The sequence below is a fragment of the Roseomonas mucosa ATCC BAA-692 genome (assembly GCF_000622225.1).
Classification (GTDB): Bacteria; Pseudomonadota; Alphaproteobacteria; order Acetobacterales; family Acetobacteraceae; genus Roseomonas; species Roseomonas mucosa.
Genome location: NZ_JHWD01000009.1, coordinates 13,820 through 36,166, shown reverse-complemented (window position 1 = coordinate 36,166; position 22,347 = coordinate 13,820). Strand labels below are relative to the sequence as shown.

Sequence of the window (22,347 nt, the reverse complement as noted above, 5' to 3'; positions counted from 1 at the left end):
GCTCAGCCCGCCTTCGCCAAGGGGGCCACGGCAGGGGCTGCGGTGGCGGGCGCGGCCAGCGCCGTCTCGGCGAAGCCCGGGTCGGGGCGGCCCTGCATCACCGCGCGCATGGCGGGCGTCGGCGGGCCGGCGGTCATCCACTGGTCCATCGCATCGGGGCGGTCGCGCGGCCAGACCTGCGGCTGGTGCGTCGCCTCGTCGATCTGCTGCACCTCGGAGGTGAACTCGATCACGAAGCCGGAGGGCGAGACGAAGTAGGCGAAGGGGTTGTTGCCCGGCCCGTGCCGCCCCGGACCCCAGGCCGCCGCCTGCCCCGCCACGCGCATGCGCCCGATGCCGCGCATGAAGCTGTCGATGCTCGGCATCTCGAAGGCGACATGGTTCACGCTGGCATAGGGGGCGCGGTTCAGCGCGATGGAATGGTGGTCGCTGGCGCAGCGCAGGAAGACCATCTGGTTGGCCGAGTAGTCGGAGACCTTGAAGCCCAGCAGGGCCTCGAAGAACTCCTGCGCGCGCTCCATGTCCGGCGTGTTCAGCACGACATGCGAGGCCTTGCGTGGCTTGCCGGTGGCATCCTCGGTGTCCGGGTTGCGCGCCACCTCCGCGCTGATGCGCAGGCGGCGGCCATCCGGGTCCAGCAGCTCGAAGCCCAGGCCGCCGCCGGGCGTCGCCAGCGGCACGATCGCCGTCAGGCCGCGCGCGCCCCTCTCCTGCAGCGAGCGGTGCAGCGCCTCCAGCCCGGCGCGGTCGCGCATGCCGAAATGCACGTAGTCCACGCCGAAGACATTGTCGTCGCGCAGCCCGTAGATGAAGGGCTCCGGCCCGGTGCCGCGGAGATAGACGGTGCCGTCCGCCTCCGCCGAGACGGTGAGACCCCAGTTCTTCTCGTAGAACTCCCGGGTCGCGGTGATCCCGGGGGCGCGCATCACTATGCCGCGGAGGAAATCGACGCCGACCATGGTGCGTTCCTGTCCTTGTTGTTGAAGCCGAGCCGCGAGGAGATGTCGGCCGCCGCCCGGGCCAGCGCGCGGCCGATCGCCTCGCGCCGTCCCTGGTCGTTGCCGAACCAGTCGGCATGGCCGGTGACGTTGATCGCCCCGGCGCAGTGGCCGGTGGCATCGAAGACCGGTGCCGCGACGGAGCTGACGCCGGTCTCGAAATAGCCGGCGCTCCAGGCCAGCCCGGCCTCGCGGTCCTGGGCGAGCTGGGCCAGCAGCGCGTCCACCGTGGTGGGGGTCTGGGCCGTCACCTTCTCCAGCGCCGCGCCGGCAAAGAGCACCCGCACCCTCGCCTCGGGAAGCTGCGCCAGGATGGCGCGGCCCATGTTCGTGGCATGGGCCGGCAGGCGGCTGCCGACGCGGACATTGCTGACCAGCGGCATGTCCGGCGTCAGGCGCAGCAGGTAGACGATGGACAGCTCGTCCAGCACCGCGAGATGCGCGGAAAGGCCGATCTCCTTCACCAGCGCCTGCAGCACCTCGGTGCTGACGCGCACGATATCCTGCTGCGCCAGCGCCTCCGCCGCCACGGTGAAGGCGCCGAGGCCAAGCCGCCAGCCCACGCCGTCGGGGCGCCGCTCGATGAAGCGCTCGGCCTCCAGCGTGTGCAGCAGGCGGATCAGCGTGGTGCGGTTGATGCCGAGCGCGGCGGCGCTGCGGCTGACATTGATCACCGGGTCGCCGGCGCCGATATGGCGCAGCAGCTTCAGCGCGCGCTCCACCGGCGGCACGGCATAGGTGGTGCTCTCGCTCACGACAGCGCCTCCCGCAGCAGGGCGGCCACCGTTTCCGGCTTCTCCTGCGGCAGGGCATGGCCCGCGCCGGGCACGAGGCGGGCCTCGATGCCCAGGGCCGCGGCCAGCTTCTCCGCATTGGCAGGCGGCGTCACCACATCCTCGATGCCCGCGGCCACCAGCGAGGGCACGCGGATCGCGGCGGCATCGGAAAGCACGTCGGCCCCGGCCAGGAGCAGGCTGGCGCGGCGATAGCCCGGCGGGCGGACCCGGCCCATGGCGCCACGCACCGCGTCCAGCACGGCGGGGCGCTTCTCCGGCTCGAAGACCAGCCGTTCCGCCCGCAGCGCCGCCATGCCCTCGGGACCCAGGCGGTCCAGGTCGTCCAGCCGCGCCTGGATGCCCTGCGGCAGCGTGCCGCCGCGGGGCACGCCATAGCCGAGTGCCGGGGAAAGGGCGGCGAAGAGCGCCACGCGCTCCGGATGCAGGCGGGCGAAGCGCGCCGCCGTCACCACGCCGAGCGAATGGCCCAGCAGGATGCAGCGGGCGATGCCGGTCTCATCCAGCAGCGTGGCGAGGGCGGCGGCATAGTCCCCGGCATCGGGCCATTCCGGCGCGAGGTCCACGGAGCCGCCATAGCCCGGCATGTCCCAGGCCAAAACCGGAGCGTTCCCGCCCAGGGCCCCGACCAGAGGCAGAAAGCTTTCCGGCGCGCTGCCGATCCCGTGCAGCAGGACGAAGGGCGCGCCCTCACCGCCGCGCCGCAGGGCGCCGATGCCGCCGAGGCGGATGCGTTCCAGCTTCATGTGAAGACGAAGCCCCGGTTCACCGGCAGCACCTGCCCGGTGAGCGCCAATGCGCCCGGCGTCAGCAGGAAGGCCACGGTGGGGGCGATGTCGGCGGCCTCCTGCACTCCCGGCACGGCGCGGCCTTCCTCGTAGAGCCGGTGGCGGGCCGGCGGCACGTACTCGGTGGATTCCGTGCGCAGGATGCCGGGCGCCACGGCGGCGATGCCGATGCCATCCGGCCCCAGCTCGCGGGCCAGGGAACGGGTCATGGAGATCACCGCCCCCTTGCTGGCGGTATAGGACAGCAGGCGCGGCGCGCCCCAGAGCGCGGTGTCGGAAGCGACATTGACGATGCGCGCGTCCCGCCCCCGCCGCAGCAGCGGCGCCAGGGCGCGGATCACCAGCCAGGTGCCGCGCACGTTCACCGCCATCACCCGGTCCCAGCTTTCCTGTCCGATCTCCTCGAAGGTGACGCCGCCGATGCCGGTGGCGATGGCGGCGTTGTTCACCAGACCGTCCAGCGCGCCCTCCTGCGCCGCGACATCCGCCGCCATGGCGAGGATGGCGTCCGGCTCGGCGAGGTCCACCGGCACGAAGCGCGCGCCCAGCTTCTCCGCCGCCGCCACGCCGGCCTCCGCATCGCGGTCGGCCAGCACCAGCCGTGCCCCGCAGCCGCGCAGCGTCTCGGCCAGAACCAGGCCCAGCCCGCGCGCCGCGCCGGTGACGAGGATGGTGCGGCCGGAGAGCATCACGTCTGACATGCGCTCAGCCCGCCGCCCGCGTCAGCGCCGCGTCCTCGGCGGCGATCTGCGCCTTGGCCTGCCGGTTCAGCAGCTGCCGGATGCGCGCCACGCCGATATCGTGCTGGTAGAGCATCTCCCGCTTGCGGGCGTCGTCCGGCATGCCTTCCAGCATGACGCGGTCCTGCTCCAGCACCGCCCAGTGCCGCGGCTCCAGCGTGGTGCGGTACATGAAGCGGAAGACCTCCCGCGCCAGGCCCTGCACCTTCCGCAGCCGCCAGAAGAAGACCATGCAGTGCGTGTCGTCCACGGGGGTGGTGAAGCCGATGATGCGGAACACGCCGCCCGGCCCGGCCGCCTTGGGGTAGGGGATGTCGAGGCGGCAGTAGCTGCCGTCCGGCGTCACCACCATGTCCGTCCAGTCGAAATTCTCGCCGGCCTGCTCGACGCGGGAAACGAGGAAGCCGTCCTCCCGCTGCTCCAGCTTCATGTGGTCCTGCTTCGCGCCGAAGGCCAGGGTGAAGCTGTTGGCGTGCAGGTAGCAGCCGTGCATCGGGTCGGCGAGGTTGTCGAGCGCGTAGCGGTAGTTGCAGGCCCAGTGGGAATAGCAGAGGAAGCCCGTCCATTCCGGGTCCGCCAGCTCCGGCGGGGTCGGCAGCTCGGGCGCCTCCGGCTTCTCCACCGAGGCGAAGTAGACGAAGACGCAGTCCGCCAGCTCGCGCACCGGATAGCTGGCGAGCGCCTTCTTGCCCTCCAGCGAGCATTTCGGCATGGCCGGCACGCGCAGGATCCGCCCGTCGCCATCCAGCACCACGCCGTGATAGCCGCAGGCGATGTTGCCCTCGTGCACCACGCCATAGGACAGGCGCGCGCCGCGATGCGGGCAGTAGTCCTCGATGCAGCGGATGGCGCCGTCCTTGTCGCGCCACAGCACGAGGTTGCGGCCCAGCGCCTTCACGCCATGCGGCTTGCCGGGTCGGACATGGCTGGACTTCGCCACGGCGTACCACTGGCCGAGGATGCCGCTGTTGACGCGGTCCTCGATGCGCTCCTTCAGGGTGATGGCCTCGTTCATCGTCGGGGATTCCCTCGTCTTCCGGCGCGTCAGGAACGGGCGCGGGGGATGTAGTGGAGGACGCGCTTCTCGACCGCGGCGACGGCGGCGTAGAGCGCGATGCCGATCGCGGTCAGCAGCAGGATGGCGTTGAACACCATGGCCGCGTTGGCCTGGCCCTCGCCATAGGAGATCAGGTAGCCCAGGCCGGTATTGCCGCCGACCAGCTCGCCCACCGTGACGCCGATCACCGCCAGCGTGGCGCCGATGCGCAGGCCCGCCATCAGCGAAGGCATCGAGGCCGGCAGCTCGATCTTGAGGAAGATCTGGAAGCGGTTCAGGGAATAGGCGCGGGCAAGGTTGATCAGGTCCCGGTCCACCGTCTTCATCGATTGCAGCACGTTCACCAGGATCGGGAAGAAGACGACCAGGATGGTGACCAGCAGCTTCGGCCAGGCGGTGTAGCCGAACCACATGATGAAGAGCGGCGCGAAGGCCACCTTCGGTGCGATCTGCAGGGCCAGCAGGAAGGGCGAGAGCGCCTGTTCCCAGAAGCGCGACATGCCGAGCAGGTAGCCGCCCGCCGCGCCGCAGAACCCGCCCACCAGGAAGCCCAGGATGGTCATGCTGAGGGTGGAGAGGAAGTTCGCGAGCAGATCCTCCTGCGCCCACATCCGCGCCATCTCCGCCATCGTGTCGGAGAGCGGCGGCAGGATGTAGGGCGGGATCGCCAGGATCGCGGGCAGCCACTGCCAGGCGGCGAGGAAGGCGGCGAAGATGCCCCCCATGGCGGCCCAGCGCAGCGCATCCGCCGCCGGCACGATGCGGGGCGCGACTGGCGTGGGGGAGGGGGCGAGGGCCGGGGACACCGCGAGCTGTTCGGTCGCCGACATGGTCACTTGGCCACGAATTCGTTGGTGTAGGTGTCCTCGACCGGCACCGCCTTCTGCACGATGCCGTGCTCGAGGTAGAACCTGCCCACCGCCGCGATGCGCGCCGGGTCGAAGCTGCCGAAATCCGGCCTGTCGTTCACCGCGTAGATCAGCGTGGCATAGCGCCGCAGGATCTCCTCGTTCGCGGCGAGGTTCTCGGCCTGGCTCGGCACCGCCTCGACATAGGTGCGCGCGGCGGCGACCGGATCGGCGGCTATCTCCTTCACCGCCCGCAGCGTCGCCTGCACGAAGCCGCGCACCACGGCCGGGCGCTCGGCGATGATCCTGTCGGAGGCCAGGATCGCCTGCGCCATGGCGGGGAAGATCCTGTCGATGGCCATGACGTTCACCGGCACGCCGGCGCGTTCCACCGTCACCGCCCATTCCGGCACGCCGGACATGGCGACGATGCCGCCCGAGCCCATCAGCTGCACGAGGCCCGCCGGGCCCAGCGCCTGGATGTTCGCGTCGGTGCGCCGCATCCCCGCCGAGGCCATCACGGCGAGGAGGTTGTAGTAGGTCGTGTCCTGGAAGGCGATGACGCCGATGTTCTTGCCGCGCAGCCCCTGGATGTCGGTGATGCCGCTGTCCTGCCGCACGATGATCTGGCTCAGCGGCCGGTTGCCCAGCAGCGCCACGCCGCGCACCGCCAGCCCGTTGGGCCGCACCACAAGCGGCGTGTCGCCGATGCCGCCGCCGAGTTCGGCATTGCCCACCGCGACCTGCTTCGCCACGTCGGCGCCGCCGCGTCCGGTCTGGAAGACCGGCTCCAGCCCGGCCTCGCGGTAGTAGCCCTTGTGCCGCGCGATCTGGAAGGGCGCGAAGGCCGGCAGCGTGTCGGGCGCCGGGAAGAGATAGGTCAGCTTCTCCGGGCCTTTGCCCCCCTGGGCCCGCACCGCGGGCGCGGCCAGCAGGCCGGCCAGCAGCGGGGCGGTGCGGAGCATGGTACGGCGGGTCACGGGGTGCATGGGCGGTGGCCTTCTCGCGGGTCTCAGGCGGCCTGGTCGGCCAGATGCAGCTTGTCGAAGAGATAGGCGGCGTATTCGCCGCTGCGCGGATGGGCGCGGCGCGCGGCGGGCTCGTCGCGGGAGGGCAGGTCGAGCACGATCTCCTCCACGATGCGGCCCGGGCGCTCGCTCATCACCAGGATGCGGTCGGACATGGCCACCGCTTCCGCCAGGTCGTGCGTGATCAGCACGGTGGTGATGCCGGAGGCCGCGATGGTCTGCGCGAAGCTCGCCTGCAGCACCAGCTTGGTCTGTGCGTCGAGGGCGGAGAAGGGCTCGTCCAGCAGCACGATGTCGGGCTCGATGGCCAGGGTGCGCGCCAGCGCCGCGCGCTGCCGCATGCCACCGGAAAGCTGGTACGGATAGCGGTCCGCGAAATCCCCCAGCTTGCACCGGGCCAGCTCGCGCAGCGCCCGCTCGCGCCGCTCGGTACGGGAAACGGGGCGGGATTCCAGGCCGAACTCGACATTGCGCAGGATGCTGCGCCAGGGCAGCAGAAGGTCCTTCTGCAGCATGAAGCCGACATGCTCGTTTGGCCCGGTCACCGGCACGCCGCTGACCGCGACGGAGCCCTCGCTCGGCCGGTCGAGGCCGGCGGTCATGTTCAGGATCGTGCTCTTGCCGCAGCCCGAGGGGCCGATCACCGACACGAACTCGCCCGGCCGCACGGCGAAGGTGACGTCCTGCACGGCGGTGAAGCTGCCGCCGCCCGAGGCGAAGCGCCGCGTGACGTGCCGGAATTCCAGCGCGGGGGCGTCAGGCGTCGCGGCGGGCATAGGCATCGTCCAGCGAGGCGTTGATGGCGGACAGCTCGGCGCCGAGCTTCTCCAGCGTCCAGGGCGAGGCCTCGCCCGAGGGCGCCGGCACGCCGTCCCGCTGCAGCCAGTCCGCCAGGGCCGCGAAGTCGTGGACGCCTTCGGCGAAGGCCCGTTCCAGCGCGGCCGCCAGCGCCACCTCAGCCTCGGTCAGCGGTCGGGCAAGGCTCTGGCGGGCCAGGGTGTCGTGCGAAGGGTTCACGTCGGATGTCCACGCTGTTTGGGGTGGATGTTCAAATAAGAACTTTGTGTTCAAAATTCTTGCGCAATACGTCTGGGCCTTCAACAGGAATCTGCGAACTTCAGGAATTCTACTGTGCAACTGCGAAGAGAAGGCCTTCGCGACAGGCTCATTGCCTGTTCAGTGAGCTTCTTTGCCGGGAGTTGTGCGAGAAAGTGCTCAGGACTGCCCAGCGATGCCTGCTGGCGCCGTGCCTGTGGCGGTCCCCGGGGGAGAGGCGCTGCCTCTCGCCCCGGCCCCCCTCTCCGCCGGGGACCGAAGCCGTTCCCCGGACCCCGGGCTTGAGTGGGCGCCTGTGGTGGCCGTCAGCCCGTGGGTTGATCCCTGAGAACAGGTGGAGCAGCGGGGCGCCCGAAAAGAAAACAGCACGATGCCCGCGCTGGTGGCACCATCGGTCCGCCGGAGCGCTGGCGCTTCTACTCCGCGCGGATGCCGGCGGCGCGGATCACCGGCTCCAGCGTGCTGCGTTCCTGTTCCACCACGGCGGCGAACTGTGCGGGGGTGCCGCCGCCGATCTGCGCTCCCTGTTCCACGAAGCGTCCGCCGATCTCCGGGTCGTGCAGCGCCGCCGTGACCAGGGCCGCCACGCGTTCGGTGATGGCGGGCGGCGTGCCCGCCGGCGCCGCCATGCCGAAGGCGGTGCCGAAGACGAAGTCCACGCCCTGTTCGCGCATGGTGGGGACGTCCGGCAGCTGCGGCAGGCGCTGCGGGCTGGCCGCCGCCAGCGGGCGCACGCCATGGCCGCGGATCTGGCCCAGGATGTTCGGCACGTTGTCGATGACCATGTCGATGTTCCCGGCGACGAGATCCGTCACCGCCGGGGCCGCGCCGCGGTAGGGGATGTGCTGGATGTCCACGCCGGTGCGCTGCCTGAACAGCTCCAGCGCCAGGTGGAGGCTGCTGCCCGCGCCGGCGGAGCCGGCGGTGAGCCGGCCCGGCGCCGCCTTCGCCGCCGCGATCACCTCGCCCACGCTGTGCCAGGGGCGCACGTTGGCGACGCAGAGGACCTTGGGCGTATGGGCCAGCAGCACGATCGGCGCGAAGGCGGTCTGCGTGTCATAGGGCATGCTGCGGTAGATGTACTGGTTGACGGCGAGCGGCCCGAGCGCGCTGGCCAGCAGCGTGTGGCCGTCGGGCGGCGACTTCGCCACCACGTCGGCGCCGATATTGCCGCCCGCGCCGGCACGGTTCTCCACCACCACCGGTTGGCCGAGCTGCGCCGTCATCCGCTGCGTCACGGCGCGCGCCAGCGTGTCCACCAGCCCGCCGGGCGGGAAGGGCACGATGACGCGCACCGGCCTGGTGGGCCAAGGGGCGTTGGCCGTATCCTGGGCGCGGGCCGTGCCAAGCAAGGGCAGGGCGAGGCTGCCGAGGGCGAGCCCCCGGCGGGTGACAATCCCGGACATGGATTTCCTCCTCGTGAAGCGCCGCCTCGCTTCTTCCGGCGGGCGGTCTGGTTTCCGGCGAGCCGTTCCCCGGTCAGGACTTGTGGTAGAGGGTGGGGATCGCCGGATCGACCGCGACCTCCACCAGCATCGGCCCCTCGGCATGGCAGGCGGCGCGCAGCGCCTCGTCCAGCGCGGCGGGATGCGTCACGCGCTGCCCGGGGCAGCCCAGCCCGCGCGCCAGGTCGACGAAGCCGATGCCCGGCAGGTCGATGCCCGGCACGTCGCGCACCTGCATCACCTGGCTGAAGGAGCGCATGGCGCCGTAGCCGCCGTTGTTGATCACCACCACGGCGATCGGCAGCCGGTGCTGCACGGCGGTCCAGAGCGCCTGGAAGGAATACATCGCCGAGCCGTCGCCGATCAGGCAGACCACGCGCTGCCCGGGCTTCGCCAGCGCGATGCCGACCGCCGCCGGCAGGGAATAGCCGAGCCCGCCGCTGGCCATGGTGAAGAAGCTGCCCCAGCGGTTGCGCGGCATCTGCGCCTGGATGGCGGGGCGGTGCGAGGGCGCTTCCTCCACCAGCACCGCATCCTCCGGCATGGCGGCCTGGAGGCGGTGCAGCAGCCAGCCGGCGGGGATCGGCTCGGCGGGCAGGGGCGGCGCGGGGCGCGGGCGTGGGGGCGCCGAGCCGCGCTCCGCCGCCGGCAGGGCGGCGGCCAGCGCCGGCAGGCCCAGGCGCAGGCTGCCCAGGATGGCTGTGCCGGCGGGGGCGGAGGCGGCGGCCTCCCCATCCATGGTGAGCTGGAAGAGGGGGATGCCGCTGTGGAAGAAGGGCGCGTCGCCCTCGATGTGGAAGGTGAAGACCGGTGCCCCCACCACCAGCACGAGGTCATGCGCCATCAGCCGGTCGGAGACCGCCTGGGGCGCCGCGGGCAGGAAGCCGTCGAAGAGCGGATGCTCCTCCGGGAAGGCGATGCGCGAGGCGAAGGGCGCGGTCATCACCGGCGCGCCGAGACGCTCGGCCAGGGCGACCAGCGCCTCGCCCGCGCCCTCGGCATCCACCTCCGACCCGGCCACGATCAGCGGCCGGCGCGCCGCCGCGATAGCCTGCGCGGCCGCCGCGATGGCGGCGGGATCGGGCGCCATCTCCGCTGACAGGCGGCGCGGCTGCACCGGCTGGCAGGTGGCCGACCAGTCATCGGCCGGGATGGAGACGAAGCAGGGGCCGAAGGGGCGCTGCATGGCGATGCGGTGCGCCTGGGCGATGGCCGCCGGCACATCCGCCGCCCGGGCCGGTTCGATGCTGAACTTCACATAAGGCCGGGGGAACTGCGCCGCGTCCGTGGCGCCGAGGAAGGGCAGGTTCGGCAGCAGCGAGCGCGCCTGCTGCCCCGCCGTCACCACCAGCGGCGTCTGGTTGCGCCAGGCGGTGAAGAGGTTGCCCAGCGCATGGCCCACCCCGGCGGCGGAATGCAGGTTGACGAAGGCGGCCCGCCCCGTGGCCCGGGCATGGCCGTCGGCCATGCCGACCACGCTCGCTTCCTGCAGGCCCAGGACATAGCGGAAATCCGCCGGCCAGCGGTCGAGCAGGCCGAGCTCGGTGGAGCCGGGATTGCCGAAGACCGTGGTCATGCCGAGGTCGCGCAGCAGGTCGAGCACCGCCTGCCGCACGGTGGTCGTGGCGCCGGAATGGACAGACATGGGGTGGCGTTTCCTCCTCGTGTTCTTTTCTGGTCTGCCGGCCTCAGCCGATCCCGGCGGCGATGCGCCGCAGGATGGCCAGGAACACTTCCCGCTGCTTCGGCCCGACCAGAGCATCGAGCGCCGCGTCATGCGCCGCCGCATGGCCGGAAAGCTCCCGCAGCACGGCCTCCCCCTCCGCCGTGACGAAAAGGGCGTAGCTGCGCCGGTCCTGCGGCGCGCGGCGGCGCTGGATCAGGCCGCGCTTCTCCAGGTCGGTCAGGGCGGGGGTCAGGGTGGACTTGTCGCGCCCCGCCGCGGCGCTCAGCGCCGTCTGCGACAGGCCGGAATTCGCCGCGATGATGCGCAGGATCGCGAAGCGGCCGGGCCGCAGGTCGCTCTGCCCGGTGCGGCGCGCGAAGGCGGCGAAGGAGGCCTCCTGCGCCAGGCGCAGGTTGAAGCCCAGCATGTTCTCCAGCCCGCCCAGGCCGGTCTCGCTATCCGGGCGGCCAGGGGACGGGGGAGCGGGCGGCGAATCCCCGGAGGTGGCGGCCTCCTCCGCCGCAGGCATGGGCGCACCGGGCCGCGAGGCTCGCAGCGGGGCCATGAAGGTCGCTCCTTTCCCTGGGCGGCGGGCTCTGGTGGCCTGCCTGCCGGGCCCACGGGTCCGGGGCCTTATTGGTAGGATATCCAACCTTTCACCGGCAGGACAAGCGAAATGCAGCGAGGGCCGCCTTTCCCCGGCCGCTATCCCGCCCGCCGGAAGCGGAGCCAGCGCATGCCCGGCCCGACCTCCAGGGCCGCCTGCCGCCCCCGCGCGCCGTCCGAGAGCGTGACCCCGTCCTCCCGCCAGAAGCCGCCCCGCAGCGCATCCCCCAGCGCCACCGCCTCCATCCCCCCGGCGACGGAGACGGTGATCTGGCGGGGCCGGGGCGCCTCCAGCCGGCGCTTGGCCACCACGTCGTAGAGCGGCGCGCCGAGCTGCATCCCGTAGAAGAAGGTTCCGGCGGAATCCTGCAGCAGGCAGGTCACCACGCCATCCGTGACCTCCTCCGCCCAGGGGTTGGACAGGTCGCCGGACAGGGCGAGGTCGAGCGTGGCGGGCGTGAAGCCCGACGCCTCCCGGCCGTCGTCGCGCAGCAGCGCCAGGGTGTTGCGCAGGGCGTGGAATCCGGGCTTGCGGCTGCCATCGCCGCGCACCAGGCCGAAATACGCCTCGTTGGAGCGCCCGCGCGACAGCGGCTCGTCCAGCAGCTCGTAGAAGTACCAGCGCTCCAGCCCGTTCTTCAGGCAGTAGGCGCCGTAGCCGGTCATGTAGAGGGCGGCGATGTCCTCGGGGCAGGGGTGGTTGCCCTCGTCCAGCCCGGTCGGGTCGGTGTTGTAGCCGAGCTCCGTCGCCCAGAAGGGCCTGCCCGGCGCCAGCGGGTTGGCGGCATAGGTGGCGCCGTAGCGCAGGCTGCCATAGCGCAGCGTCTCGCCCCCCCGCGCCAGGGGCGCGCCCTGTCCCCGCAGCCAGGGCGGCCGCCCGCCGGGATAGGGGTGGAAGGTGCCGCGGTCGTTGAAGGGGATCGAGCCCGCGATGCGCCAGGACTGGCGGAAGTCGATCACCGTCGGCGCCCCGATCGGCAGGCCGGCGAAGCGCGGATCGGCATCCCGCGCCGCCCGCAGCTCCCGCTGCCAGCGCACCGCCTCGGCATCGCCGTCGCGGTTCTGGTGGCGCATGAAGCCCTGGTACCAGCCGTCGATCTCGTTGGAGCCCTCGAATCCGTCCACTGCGCCCGGCACCAGCTTGCGCGCGATGGCGATGCAGGTCGCGGCGGGAAAGTCGTTCGCCCCGGCATGGCTCAGCAGGGTGATGCCGTGCCGCTCGTGCAGCGTGTTCACCCAGCCGATGGGTGCCGGACGGTCGGGCAGGGAGGCGCGGATGCGCCCGACCCCCAGCTCCGCCAGGGCCGGGCGGACGCGCCCCTCGAAATCCTCGTAGTCGCGGCTGTTCTGCAGATGCACGTTGATGCCGTGCCCGCGATGGAAATCCGCCACCCGCAGCGGGGTGACGCGTCCCTGCATGGGCTGCGGCGGCGGCAGGGGACCGGCATAGAGGTCCCGGGGCCGCTCCGCCCTGGCGCCCCGGATGGCCGGCGCGGCGATCAGGCCCGACAGGGCCAGCCCGGCCAGATGGCGGCGGGCAATGGGGGTGGCGATGGGTCGTCTCCCTCCTGGCATCGGAGCCATGCTCCCGACCGTGCCCGTGGCGTCAAGTCTGGTGGTCGGACCCCATCTCCGACGTTGCTCCGTCCCCGGGGGACAAGGCTCCGCCTTTTCCCCCGGACCCCCTTATCCGCCAGGACCCTGCGGGCCCTGGACCCGATGAGTTGGCTCCGGTTGCCGGCCGGATCGCGCCGGAGAGCCTGGCTCTCCGGCGGACTGCCGGTGCCGCCAGCACGGACAGGGTGTTTTTCCTCTTTTCGGGAGCCCCGCGTCTCCACCTGCTCCCAGGGATCGGGCGACAAGAACACCGGAAACCACAGGCGCCAACGCAAGCCCGGGGACCGGGGACCGGCTTCGGTCCCCGGCGGAGAGGGGGTCCGGCGGGAGAGGCGGAGCCTCCCCCCCGGGGGGGGCCGGGCGCCGCGGTGCCGCCTCAGCCCCGCAGAGTGGCTCCGGTGGCCTTGGTCACCGCCGCCACGACCTTGGCCGCCACGGCCTCGATCTCGGCATCGGTCAGGGAGGCATCGCGCGGCTGCAGCACCACCTCGACCGCCAGCGAGACCTTGCCGTCCGGCAGCCTGTCGCCGGCATAGCGGTCGAAGATCGTCGCATCGGCGATCAGGTTCCGCTCGGCGCCGCGCGCGGCGCGCAGCACGTTCTCGGCCGGGACCGTGGCATCCACCAGGAAGGCGAAGTCGCGTCGCACCGGCTGCAGGGCGGAGAGGGCAGGGGCGGACTTCTTGCGCCGCTTGGGCTCGGGGATGGCGTCGAGGAAGACCTCGCAGGCCACCACCGGGCCGGCGATGTCCAGCGCCGCCAGAACCTTCGGATGGATCTCGCCGAACTGGGCGAGCACCGCCTTCGGCCCCTGGCGCAGCACGCCGGAACGGCCTGGGTGGTAGTAGCCCGGCGCATCCGCCGTCACCGTGATCCCGGCCAGCGGCGCGCCCAGGCTGCCGAGCACGGCGAGCGCGTCGCCCTTGGCATCCATCGCGTCCACCGGGCGGGAGGGCTCGCTCCAGTGGCGCGGCGTGGCACCGGCGCGCAGCGCGGCGGCCACGGCGAGCTGCCCGGCGGGCGAGGGATCGCGATAGGCGCCGCCCACCTCGCTCAGCGCCACGTCCGGATAGCCCCGCGCGGCGTTGCGCCCGGCGGCGAGCAGCAGGCTGGCCACCGGGGTCGGACGCATCTGGTCGAGGTCGGAGGCGATCGGGTTCAGCAGCCGCAGCGATTCCGGCGCCTCGCCGAACAGCGCCGCCACGTCCCGTGCCAGGAAGCCGAAGCTCACGCAGTCCAGCGCCCCGCGCGAGGCCAGCACGCGGCGGGCCAGCGTGGCGCGCGACTGCGCCGGGGTCAGCGAGGGCAGCGGCACAGGGGAGGAGACGGGCAGCGACACCGCCGGGATGGCGTCCAGCCCGGGCAGGCGCAGCACCTCCTCCAGCAGGTCGCACTCGGCCTCGATCCGCTCCACGCCCTCGGCGGCCAGCGCCGCGCGCTCCGGTGCCAGGGCGGCGAACTGGTCGAGGTCGGTGCCCCCGGCGCGATAGGCGGAGGCCGAGGAGGCGATGTCGTTGCGCCAGGAGGGGACGGCGACCGTCACGCTTTCCGCGTCGCGCGCCACCGTGGCGAAGCCCAGCCGCTCCAGCGAGGCCACGGCCTCATCCGCCGTGATGGCGGAGTTGCCGAGGCCCCGGATGCGCTCGAAGCGCAGCGACGCCTCGCGCCGCCACGCCGGCTCGGCACCGGCGGCGACCACCTCGCTCGCCTCGCCGCCGCAGAGCTCCTGGATCAGCCGCGTCGCGGCCTCCAGCGCCTCGGGCAGCAGGGCCGGGTCCACGCCGCGCTCGAAGCGGGCGCGGGCATCGGAATGCAGCCCGTGGCGGCGGCCGGAAAGCGCGATCCGCACCGGGTCGAACAGCGCGCATTCGATGAAGCACTCGGTGGTGTCCGCGTCGCAGCCGGAATGCTCGCCGCCCATGATGCCGGCGAGGCTCTCCACCCCCTCCGCATCCGCGATCACCAGGTCCTCCGGCGTGACGGCGATCTCCTTGCCGTTCAGGGCGAGGTAGCTCTCGCCCTCGCGCCCGCGCCGCAGGGTCAGCACCTCGCCCGCGACCTTGCGCGCGTCAAAGACATGCAGCGGCCGGCCGAGGTCGAAGGTGAACCAGTTGGTCACGTCCACCAGCGCCGAGATCGGGCGCAGGCCGATGGCGGCCAGCCGGTCCTGCAGCCATTGCGGCGAGGGGCCGTTGCGCACGCCGCGCACGGAGCGCCCGAGCACCCAGGGGCAGCCCTCGGCATCCCCGATCACCCAGCGCAGCGGGGAGGGGAAGCGCCCGGCCACCGGCTCCGCCTTCCAGGGCTTCAGCGTGCCGAGGCCCGCGGCGGCGAGGTCGCGCGCCACGCCGCGCACGGACAGCGCGTCGCCCCGGTTCGGCGTGATGCCGATGTCGAAGACCGGATCGTCCATGCCGAGCCACTTCGCATAGACCTCGCCCACCGGCGCGTCGGCGGGCAGGTCCAGGATGCCGTCATGGTCCTGGCCGAGCCCCAGCTCGCGCGCGGAGCACATCATGGCCTCGCTCTTCACGCCGCGGATCTCGCCCGCCTTCAGCGTGATGCCGGTGCCGGGGACATAGGCGCCGGGCAGCGCCACCACCGCCTTCATGCCGGTGCGCGCATTCGGGGCGCCGCAGACCACGGAACGGATCGTGCCGTCGCCCACATCGACCTTGCAGGCGCGCAGCCGGTCGGCATTCGGGTGCTGCACGGCCTCCACGACATAACCGATGCGGAAGGGCGCCAGCGCGTCGGCGCGGTTCTCGACGCTTTCCACCTCCAGCCCGATGGCGGAGAGGGTGGTGGCGATCCGCTCGACCGAAGCCTCGGTCTCCAGGTGGTCGCGCAGCCAGGACAGGGTGAACTTCATCGCCGGTCAGCCCGCATCATGGAGGGTGTAGGGGGAAAGGACCGGCGCGCCGTAATGGCGCAGCCAGCGGACATCGCTCTCGTAGAAGGGGCGCAGGTCGGCGATGCCGTGCTTGAGCATGGTGATGCGCTCGATCCCCATGCCGAAGGCGAAGCCCTGCCACTGGCGCGGGTCGATGCCGCAATTGGCCAGGACCTTTGGATGCACCATGCCGGAGCCCAGGATCTCCAGCCAGTCGGAGCCCTTGCCCAGCTCGCCGGTCCTGCGGTCCCAGCCGATATCCACCTCCATCGAGGGCTCGGTGAAGGGGAAATAGGAGGCACGGAAGCGCACCGGCAGCTCGGCGATCCTGAAGAAGGCGCGCAGGAAGTCGATCAGGCAGCCCTTGAGGTGGCCCAGGGTGATGTCGCGCCCGATCACCAGCCCCTCGACCTGATGGAACATCGGCGAATGCGTGGCGTCATGGTCGGCGCGGTAGGTGCGGCCCGGCACGATCACGCGGATCGGCGGCTCCTGCGACAGCATGGTCCGCGCCTGCACCGGGGAGGTATGGGTGCGCAGCACCGTCTCGAAGCCCGCGCCATGGGCGGGGGGCAGGTAGAAGGTGTCCTGGTCCTGCCGCGCCGGATGGTGGCCGGGGATGTTCAGGGCGTTGAAGTTGTACCAGTCGCTCTCGATATCCGGCCCCTCGGCGACGGCGAAGCCCATGGCGCCGAAGATCGCCGTCAGCTCCTCCACCGTGCGGGCGATGGGATGGATCGCGCCGCTTTCCGCCCCGGCGGGTGGGTGCGGACGGGGGGGCAGCGAGACATCGAGCCGCTCGGCGGCGAGTCGCGCCTCCAGCGCCGCTTCCTCCAGCACCGCCTTGCGGGCTTCCAGCGCCCGCTCGACCGCCTGCCGCACCGCGTTGACGGCGCCGCCGCGCGCCTTGCGCTCCTCGGCAGGCACGGCGCCCAGCCCCTTCAGCAGCGCGGTCACCTGGCCGCTCTTGCCCAGCGCGCCCACGCGTACCGCATCCAGCGCGCGCAGGTCGGCGGCGGCCGCGATGGCGGCTTCCGTCTCCGATTGCAGCGCGGCGAGGTCGTCCGACATCCCGATCTCCGAGAGGAATTGCGATTTGCGGAACCGGTTCGCGCCTCCGGGCATCCGCCCCCCGGCGACCGGTTCCGGGCCGAAAGCAGAAAGGGCCGCCTCGCTCCCGGGGGGTGTCCCGAGAGGCGAAGGCGGCCCCATCTGCCGAAATCCGGATCGGAGCGCCGGCGGGCCTGAGCCCGCCCGGTGCCCCGGTATGCGGCTTTACGCCGCGGGCAGGGACGCCTTGGCCTTCTCGACCAGGGCGCCGAAGCCGGCCGCGTCCTCATAGGCGATCGCGGCCAGGACCTTGCGGTCCAGCTCGATGCCCGAGGCCTTCAGCCCCGCGATGAAGCGGGAATAGACCAGCCCATGCTCGCGGCAGGCCGCGTTGATGCGCTGGATCCACAGGCCGCGGAAATCGCGCTTCTTGTTGCGGCGGTCGCGGTAGGCGTACTGCAGCGCCTTCTCGACCCGCTCCAGCGCGGGGCGGTAGGCGGTGGAGGAACGGCCGACATAGCCCTTGGCGAGCTTGAGGACCTTCTTGTGACGGGCGTGGGCGGTGACGCCGCGCTTGACACGAGCCATCTGTGCGCTCCCTTACCGATCCAGCCCGTAGGGGGCCCACTGCTTCACCGTCAGGCCGTCCTGGTGCCGCAGCACCTGGGTGCCGCGGTTCTGGCGCTTGGCCTTCTGGGGACGGGCGGACAGGTTGTGGCGCTTCTTGCCCGGACCGGCGAGCACCTTGCCCGTCGCCGTGATCTTGAACCGCTTCTTGACCGCGGACTTGGTCTTCATCTTGGGCATTTCGGACCTCCTGTGGTTCAGGCCGGCGTGTCCCGGAAGCCCGCGCCGGAAACCCGGCCCAGGCAGGCACCACACCATGCGGCGGGGACACGCTTCCACGGCCAGGCAGCCCAACACGGCCCGGACGCGCGGAGAGGAGCGGCCTATAGCGGGGCAGCGTGGCGGGGGCAAGGGTCCGTTGCCGGTGCCGGGCGCATGGCTGGCGGGCGCCGGGCATTTCCATGCCGGCCGGGGAATGAAACCGTCCTTGCGGCCTTGTGCGGGGGGAAGCGGGCGGCCCATCCTCCCCGCGCCCTTCCTGACCGGGCCGAACGAGAAGAATCGGAGGAACCATGACCCAACGGCATCCCGTGCCGCGCCGGCGAGCCCTTGCCTTCGTCCTGCTGCCGAGCCTGGGCCTCTTCGCCTGCGCCGCCCCGCAGACCGCGGCCCCGCCGGCGCGGCAGGCCACGCTCGACGCGGTGCTGCGCCGGCAGGTGGAGAGCGGCAAGGTCGGCGCCATCGCCGCCCTGGTGATGCGCGACAATGGCGAGGTGCTCTACAACGGCAGTGCCGGCACGCGGACCCCGGGTGGTGGCGAGGCGCTGCGGCCCGACAGCCTGTTCCGCCTGGCCAGCATGACCAAGCCCTTCACCTCGGTCGCGGCGATGCAGCTGGTGGAGCAGGGGAAGATCGGGCTCGACGATCCCATCGGGCGCTGGCTGCCGGAATTCCGCCGGCTGCGGGTGGTGGCGGGGGAGGGCCGCACCGTGCCCGCGCAGCGCCAGCCGACGGTGCGCGACCTGCTGCGGCACACCTCGGGCTTCAGCTACACCTTCCTGAACATCCCCGGCGTGGTGGAGGAGTACCGGCGCCTGGGCGTGGATGACGGGCTGGCCGCGCCGGACCGGACGCTGCGCGACAACATGGGCCGCCTCGCCCGGGCGCCGTTGGCGATCCAGCCGGGCAGCGGCTGGCGCTATTCCCTTTCCACCGACGTGCTGGGCGCCATCGTGGAGCGGGCGGGCGGGATGCCGCTCGACCAGTACATCATCCGCAACATCGCCGCGCCGCTGAAGCTCGACAGCTTCGCCTTCCATGTCCCGGAATCCGCCCGGCCGCGCATGGTCACGGCGATGTACCCCGATCCCTCGGGCGTCCTGCGCCCGATGGCCAGCCCCCAGACCGTGCCCTATCCACTCTCCGGCGGGACCTGGACGGCGGACCCGGAGCGGGCCTTCAGCGCCACCGCCTATCCCTCCGGCGGGGCGGGGGCGACGGCCACGATCGGCGACTATGCCCGCTTCGCCCGCATGCTGCTGAACGGCGGGGAACTGGACGGTGTGCGGATCCTGAAGCCGGAAACGGTGGCGGAGATGGCGAGGCCGCAGACCGGGGGCTACCCGATCAACCTGCGCGGGGCGGGCTATGACTTCGGCTACGGTTTCTCCGTGCTGACCGACCCGGCGGCGGCGAAGACCAGGCAGGGCCGGGGCACCTATGGCTGGGGCGGCATCTACGGCACCGGCTTCTTCGTGGACCCGGCCAACCGCATCGTCACGGTCGTCATGACGCAGACCGGGGTGAATGGCGGCCCCGCCGGCAACGAGGTGCGGGAGGCGGTCTACGGCACCCTGCCCTGACCGGGGCGCGCCGCGGCCCTGGCCGGGGCCGCGGCGCCACTTCCCCCTAGCGCAAAGGGACGGCTCGCCATACGCATAGGTTGTGCCACAAGGGCGGAGAACCGGATGTCGGGCGATCGGACGAGCGGGGCGGCGCTTCTGGCGGAGGCGGATGCCAGGCGCGATGCGGGAGACTGGCTGGCCGCGGCGGAAGCCTATGCGGGCGTGATCCGGCAGCGGCCCGATGCCTGGCCGCTGATGCTGCAGCGGGGCCTCTGCCTGCTGGCGGCGCACCTGCCGGAGGAGGCGCTCGACAGTTTCCGCGAGGCGGAGTCCCTTAGCCCGCGCGACCCGGAGATCCAGCGCCAGATCGCCGCCACGCTGCGCCACCTGGGCCGCCCCGTCGCCCTGCAACCGGCGGTGGAGGACGGGTTCCCTGCCGCCGGACCGGAGGAAGCGTGGCACGGCCCGTCCGGCGCGCCGTTTTCCGCTCCCCGGCCAGAGGACCAGGATGCGGCGGCGGGAATGGACGTGGCCTTCGACGTCACCGACCTGCTCGACTATTTCCGCGGCAAGCGCACGCCCACCGGCATCCAGCGCGTCCAGTGCGGCATCGTCGGCGCCACGCTGCGCGGCGGCAATCCGCCGGGGACCCGCATCGCCTATGTCTCCTACGACCTGCGGGAGGCCTGCTGGCGCGCCGTGCCCGCCGCAGCCCTGCGCGGGGTGATCGAGGCCTCGCACACCGGCGCCGAGACCGACGATCCCGCCTGGATCATGGCGCTGGAGCGGGTGGACGAGGCCCTGGCCCAGGCCCCGCGCCACCTTTTCCCGCTGGGCGGGCTGCTGGTGAACCTGGGCAATTCCTGGGGCCTGCCGGACTATTTCCGGGGCCTGCGCGCGGCGCAGCGCGACCGCCGCATCCGCTACATCCCCTTCCTGCACGACTGCGTGCCGCTGGTGGTGCCGGAGCACTGCCAGGAACAGATGGTGCGCGACTATGCCCGCTGGTTCGCCGCGGTCGGCGTGCATGCCCATGGCTTCCTGTGCAATTCCGAATGCACGCGGCGCGACGGGCGGACGCAGCTCGACCGCCTGCTGCCGGAGCTGGACCTGCCAATGGAGGTGGTGCGCCTCGACGCCGATCCGATGTCGGACGGCACCGAGCCCGACCCGCTGGCGCTGGAAGGGCTGCGCGGCTTCCGCCCCGGCCAGCCCTATGCCCTCTTCGTCGGCACGATCGAGAGCCGCAAGGACCATCTCCTGGTCTTCCGCGCCTGGCTCTCGCTGATCCGCCGCCTGGGCGCCGGGCGGGTGCCGCGCCTGGTCTGCGTCGGCCAGCCCGGCTGGCACGCCCAGGGGGCGCTGGAGCTGCTGGCCAACAGCGCCGAGCTGCGGCGCCATGTGGTGCTGCTGCACGGCGTCTCGGACGCGGCGCTGGCCGCGCTCTACGCCGGCTGCCGCTTCACCGTGTACAACTCCTTCTACGAGGGCTGGGGCCTGCCGGTCACCGAGAGCCTCGCCCATGGCAAGGTGCCGGTGATCCCGGAACATTCCGCCCTGCCGGAGGCCGGAGGTCCCGCGGCGGTGTACTTCGCCCCGCAGCACGAGCCCGATCTGGCGGCGAAGCTGGAGCGCCTGATCGCCGACCCCTCCTTCCTGGCGGAGCGCGAGGCGGCGGTGCGCCAGCATGCCGGGCTGCGCCGGTGGGAGGCGCTGCGCGACGAGGTCCTCGGCCATCTCCAGGCCATGGCCGCCCGCACCACGCCGGCGCTGGAGGAAAGGCTGGCGCTGCAGCCGGGCCAGCCCTACCGCATGGTGCTGGGCGACGAGATGCGGCCGGACGCGGCCATGGCCGTGCGGCAGGTCCTCCGCGATGGGCCGAACTGGCACATGCCGGAAGTCTGGGGCGTCTGGACCAAGGGCGGCGCGGCGACGCTGCGCCTGCCGGTGCCGCCGGGCCCGGCCGCGCCCTGGCGCCTGTACATGGAGCTGGTGGCGCCCCCCGGCGGCGGCGAGGTGCGCCTGCGGGCCGAGGCGGAGGGCAACGAGCTCGCCGCCGGCAGCCTCTATCTGGAGGCCGGCGCCCAGGGCGGCTGCGCGCTGCGCCTGGAGGTGCCGGAGGGCTGCCGCCTGCTGCGCGCCGATATCGAGAGCACCCCCGTCCATCCGGAAGGCGACGAGCGCGTCCTCGGCGCCGCGCTGGTGCGGGTGATGCTGTGCCGGGAGGACGACCTCGCCGGGCGACTGGGCTGGATCGAAGGCCAGCGCCTGCGGGAACTGGCGGCGTGAGCGGCGGCGGTGCGGTTTCCGCCCTGGCCGGGGCGCGCATCCTCGTCACCGGGGCGGCGGGCTTCGTCGGCGCGCACCTATCGCGCCGCCTGCTGGAGGAAGGGGCGGAGGTCCTCGGCCTCGACGACCTGAACCCGTATTACGATCCCGCGCTGAAGCGGGCGCGGCTGAGCGCGATGCTCGACCATCCGCGCTTCCGCTTCGCCGAGGCCGACCTCGCCGAGCCCGGCCTGCTGGCGCGGCACTGGTCGGGCTTCGCGCCCGACATGGTGGCCCATCTCGCCGCCCAGGCGGGGGTCCGCTATTCGCTGCAGGCGCCGCGCGCCTATGGGCGGGCCAATCTGGACGGGTTCCTGGAGGTGCTGGAGTCGGCCCGGGCGCATCCGGTGCGCCATCTCGTCTATGCCTCCTCATCCTCGGTCTATGGCGCCAGCACGCGGGTGCCGTTCCGCGAGGACGATCCGGTGGACCGGCCCTCCTCGCTCTATGCCGCGACCAAGCGGGCCAACGAGCTGATGGCGCATTCCTATGCCCATCTCTTCGCCCTGCCGCTGACGGGGCTGCGCTTCTTCACCGTCTATGGCCCCTGGGGGCGGCCGGACATGGCCTACTGGGGCTTTACCCAGGCGCTCTACGAGGGTCGTGAGATCAGGGTCTTCAATCACGGGCAGGTGTGGCGCGACTTCACCTATGTGGACGAGGTGGTGGAGGCCATCGCCCGCCTGCTGCCGCAGCCACCCGCCGCCCCCGACGAGCCGGGCCGCCCCGTCCCCGAGGCGCCGCACCGCATCTTCAACATCGGCAACCACACGCCCGTTCCGGTCGGCGAGATGATCGACATCCTGGAACGGCACACCGGCCGCACCGCGCTGCGCCGCCCGGTGCCGATGCAGCCGGGCGACGTGGAACGCACCTGGGCCGATGTCTCGGCGCTGAAGGCGGCTGTGGGCTTCGCGCCGCGCACGCCGCTGGAGGAAGGCCTGGGACGCTTCGTGGACTGGTATCGGCAATACCACCGGATCAATTGCTGATCGCTGTCTCAAAAATACATCTTCTGGTTG

General features: G+C 72.3%; 20 protein-coding genes. 3 read left to right on the top strand and 17 right to left on the bottom strand.

Features of this window, described 5'->3' with window-relative positions:
• Window positions 1-2: 2 nt before the first annotated feature.
• The 17 genes from BT98_RS24075 to rpmI form a co-directional block, all read right to left on the bottom strand.
• Entirely contained in the window at window positions 3-959 is a 957-nt protein-coding gene (locus BT98_RS24075; RefSeq protein WP_019460478.1) for a VOC family protein, read from the bottom strand.
• The gene (locus tag BT98_RS24070; protein ID WP_019460477.1) at window positions 929-1,753 is read right to left on the bottom strand and encodes an IclR family transcriptional regulator; all 825 of its coding nucleotides are present in this window, start codon (window positions 1,751-1,753) and stop codon (window positions 929-931) included. Before BT98_RS24070 ends, BT98_RS24075 begins: the two co-directional genes overlap by 31 nt.
• Entirely contained in the window at window positions 1,750-2,538 is a 789-nt protein-coding gene (locus BT98_RS0111080) for an alpha/beta fold hydrolase (protein ID WP_019460476.1), read from the bottom strand. The genes BT98_RS24070 and BT98_RS0111080 overlap by 4 nt, the downstream gene beginning before the upstream one ends.
• Entirely contained in the window at window positions 2,535-3,281 is a 747-nt protein-coding gene (locus BT98_RS0111075; RefSeq protein ID WP_019460475.1) for an SDR family oxidoreductase, read from the bottom strand. Before BT98_RS0111075 ends, BT98_RS0111080 begins: the two co-directional genes overlap by 4 nt.
• Window positions 3,282-3,285: 4 nt before the next feature.
• Window positions 3,286-4,335 carry an aromatic ring-hydroxylating dioxygenase subunit alpha gene (locus BT98_RS0111070; protein WP_019460474.1) on the bottom strand — a complete coding sequence of 350 codons (1,050 nt, stop codon included), beginning with the start codon at window positions 4,333-4,335 and terminating at the stop codon, window positions 3,286-3,288.
• 29 nt (window positions 4,336-4,364) lie between these two features.
• Window positions 4,365-5,207, bottom strand: coding sequence for an ABC transporter permease (locus BT98_RS0111065; RefSeq protein ID WP_202801181.1), 843 nt, complete (start codon window positions 5,205-5,207; stop codon window positions 4,365-4,367).
• A 2-nt stretch (window positions 5,208-5,209) separates the two neighbouring features.
• A complete protein-coding gene (locus tag BT98_RS0111060; RefSeq protein ID WP_019460472.1) occupies window positions 5,210-6,214 on the bottom strand; it encodes an ABC transporter substrate-binding protein in 1,005 nt (334 codons plus the stop codon).
• A gap of 23 nt (window positions 6,215-6,237) precedes the next feature.
• Window positions 6,238-7,029 carry an ABC transporter ATP-binding protein gene (locus BT98_RS0111055; RefSeq protein ID WP_019460471.1) on the bottom strand — a complete coding sequence of 264 codons (792 nt, stop codon included), beginning with the start codon at window positions 7,027-7,029 and terminating at the stop codon, window positions 6,238-6,240.
• Window positions 7,010-7,270 carry a recombinase-like helix-turn-helix domain-containing protein gene (locus BT98_RS24065; RefSeq protein WP_019460470.1) on the bottom strand — a complete coding sequence of 87 codons (261 nt, stop codon included), beginning with the start codon at window positions 7,268-7,270 and terminating at the stop codon, window positions 7,010-7,012. The genes BT98_RS0111055 and BT98_RS24065 overlap by 20 nt, the downstream gene beginning before the upstream one ends.
• A 455-nt stretch (window positions 7,271-7,725) precedes the next feature.
• On the bottom strand, window positions 7,726-8,715 hold the full coding sequence (locus BT98_RS0111045; protein ID WP_019460469.1) for a Bug family tripartite tricarboxylate transporter substrate binding protein: 990 nt from the start codon (window positions 8,713-8,715) through the stop codon (window positions 7,726-7,728).
• A gap of 73 nt (window positions 8,716-8,788) precedes the next feature.
• Window positions 8,789-10,399 carry a benzoylformate decarboxylase gene (gene mdlC / locus BT98_RS0111040; protein ID WP_019460468.1) on the bottom strand — a complete coding sequence of 537 codons (1,611 nt, stop codon included), beginning with the start codon at window positions 10,397-10,399 and terminating at the stop codon, window positions 8,789-8,791.
• A gap of 43 nt (window positions 10,400-10,442) precedes the next feature.
• The gene (locus BT98_RS0111035) at window positions 10,443-10,985 is read right to left on the bottom strand and encodes a MarR family winged helix-turn-helix transcriptional regulator (protein WP_019460467.1); all 543 of its coding nucleotides are present in this window, start codon (window positions 10,983-10,985) and stop codon (window positions 10,443-10,445) included.
• Window positions 10,986-11,125: 140 nt separating this feature from the next.
• The gene (locus BT98_RS0111030; protein ID WP_147292453.1) at window positions 11,126-12,610 is read right to left on the bottom strand and encodes a hypothetical protein; all 1,485 of its coding nucleotides are present in this window, start codon (window positions 12,608-12,610) and stop codon (window positions 11,126-11,128) included.
• A gap of 409 nt (window positions 12,611-13,019) precedes the next feature.
• Window positions 13,020-15,515 (bottom strand): phenylalanine--tRNA ligase subunit beta, encoded by a 2,496-nt coding sequence (gene pheT / locus BT98_RS0111025; RefSeq protein WP_019461135.1) that lies wholly within the window; start codon window positions 15,513-15,515, stop codon window positions 13,020-13,022.
• A gap of 6 nt (window positions 15,516-15,521) precedes the next feature.
• Complete coding sequence (gene pheS, locus BT98_RS0111020; RefSeq protein WP_026033190.1) at window positions 15,522-16,607, bottom strand: phenylalanine--tRNA ligase subunit alpha; 1,086 nt, start codon at window positions 16,605-16,607, stop codon at window positions 15,522-15,524.
• Window positions 16,608-16,811: 204 nt separating this feature from the next.
• Entirely contained in the window at window positions 16,812-17,174 is a 363-nt protein-coding gene (gene rplT, locus BT98_RS0111015; protein WP_019461133.1) for a 50S ribosomal protein L20, read from the bottom strand.
• Between the two features lie 12 nt (window positions 17,175-17,186).
• Window positions 17,187-17,393: a 50S ribosomal protein L35 gene (gene rpmI / locus BT98_RS0111010; protein ID WP_019461132.1), complete on the bottom strand. Its 207-nt coding sequence runs from the start codon at window positions 17,391-17,393 to the stop codon at window positions 17,187-17,189.
• A gap of 332 nt (window positions 17,394-17,725) precedes the next feature.
• Between rpmI and BT98_RS0111005 the strand changes: the two genes are divergently transcribed.
• From BT98_RS0111005 to BT98_RS0110995, 3 genes are all read left to right on the top strand, one after another.
• Entirely contained in the window at window positions 17,726-19,015 is a 1,290-nt protein-coding gene (locus BT98_RS0111005) for a serine hydrolase domain-containing protein (protein ID WP_019461131.1), read from the top strand.
• Window positions 19,016-19,120: 105 nt separating this feature from the next.
• Complete coding sequence (locus BT98_RS26110; RefSeq protein WP_019461130.1) at window positions 19,121-21,286, top strand: glycosyltransferase family 4 protein; 2,166 nt, start codon at window positions 19,121-19,123, stop codon at window positions 21,284-21,286.
• The gene (locus BT98_RS0110995; protein ID WP_019461129.1) at window positions 21,283-22,317 is read left to right on the top strand and encodes an NAD-dependent epimerase/dehydratase family protein; all 1,035 of its coding nucleotides are present in this window, start codon (window positions 21,283-21,285) and stop codon (window positions 22,315-22,317) included. The genes BT98_RS26110 and BT98_RS0110995 overlap by 4 nt, the downstream gene beginning before the upstream one ends.
• Window positions 22,318-22,347: the final 30 nt, after the last annotated feature.

Coding starts and splice junctions, on each gene's coding strand:
- BT98_RS24075 (WP_019460478.1), bottom strand. CDS start 959: ATGGTCGGCGTCGATTTCCTCCGCGGCATAGTGATGCGCGCCCCCGGG.
- BT98_RS0111080 (WP_019460476.1), bottom strand. CDS start 2,538: ATGAAGCTGGAACGCATCCGCCTCGGCGGCATCGGCGCCCTGCGGCGC.
- BT98_RS0111075 (WP_019460475.1), bottom strand. CDS start 3,281: ATGTCAGACGTGATGCTCTCCGGCCGCACCATCCTCGTCACCGGCGCG.
- BT98_RS0111070 (WP_019460474.1), bottom strand. CDS start 4,335: ATGAACGAGGCCATCACCCTGAAGGAGCGCATCGAGGACCGCGTCAAC.
- BT98_RS0111065 (WP_202801181.1), bottom strand. CDS start 5,207: ATGTCGGCGACCGAACAGCTCGCGGTGTCCCCGGCCCTCGCCCCCTCC.
- BT98_RS0111060 (WP_019460472.1), bottom strand. CDS start 6,214: ATGCACCCCGTGACCCGCCGTACCATGCTCCGCACCGCCCCGCTGCTG.
- BT98_RS0111055 (WP_019460471.1), bottom strand. CDS start 7,029: ATGCCCGCCGCGACGCCTGACGCCCCCGCGCTGGAATTCCGGCACGTC.
- BT98_RS0111045 (WP_019460469.1), bottom strand. CDS start 8,715: ATGTCCGGGATTGTCACCCGCCGGGGGCTCGCCCTCGGCAGCCTCGCC.
- mdlC (WP_019460468.1), bottom strand. CDS start 10,399: ATGTCTGTCCATTCCGGCGCCACGACCACCGTGCGGCAGGCGGTGCTC.
- BT98_RS0111035 (WP_019460467.1), bottom strand. CDS start 10,985: ATGGCCCCGCTGCGAGCCTCGCGGCCCGGTGCGCCCATGCCTGCGGCG.
- BT98_RS0111030 (WP_147292453.1), bottom strand. CDS start 12,610: ATGGCTCCGATGCCAGGAGGGAGACGACCCATCGCCACCCCCATTGCC.
- pheT (WP_019461135.1), bottom strand. CDS start 15,515: ATGAAGTTCACCCTGTCCTGGCTGCGCGACCACCTGGAGACCGAGGCT.
- pheS (WP_026033190.1), bottom strand. CDS start 16,607: ATGTCGGACGACCTCGCCGCGCTGCAATCGGAGACGGAAGCCGCCATC.
- rplT (WP_019461133.1), bottom strand. CDS start 17,174: ATGGCTCGTGTCAAGCGCGGCGTCACCGCCCACGCCCGTCACAAGAAG.
- rpmI (WP_019461132.1), bottom strand. CDS start 17,393: ATGCCCAAGATGAAGACCAAGTCCGCGGTCAAGAAGCGGTTCAAGATC.
- BT98_RS0111005 (WP_019461131.1), top strand. CDS start 17,726: ATGACCCAACGGCATCCCGTGCCGCGCCGGCGAGCCCTTGCCTTCGTC.
- BT98_RS26110 (WP_019461130.1), top strand. CDS start 19,121: ATGTCGGGCGATCGGACGAGCGGGGCGGCGCTTCTGGCGGAGGCGGAT.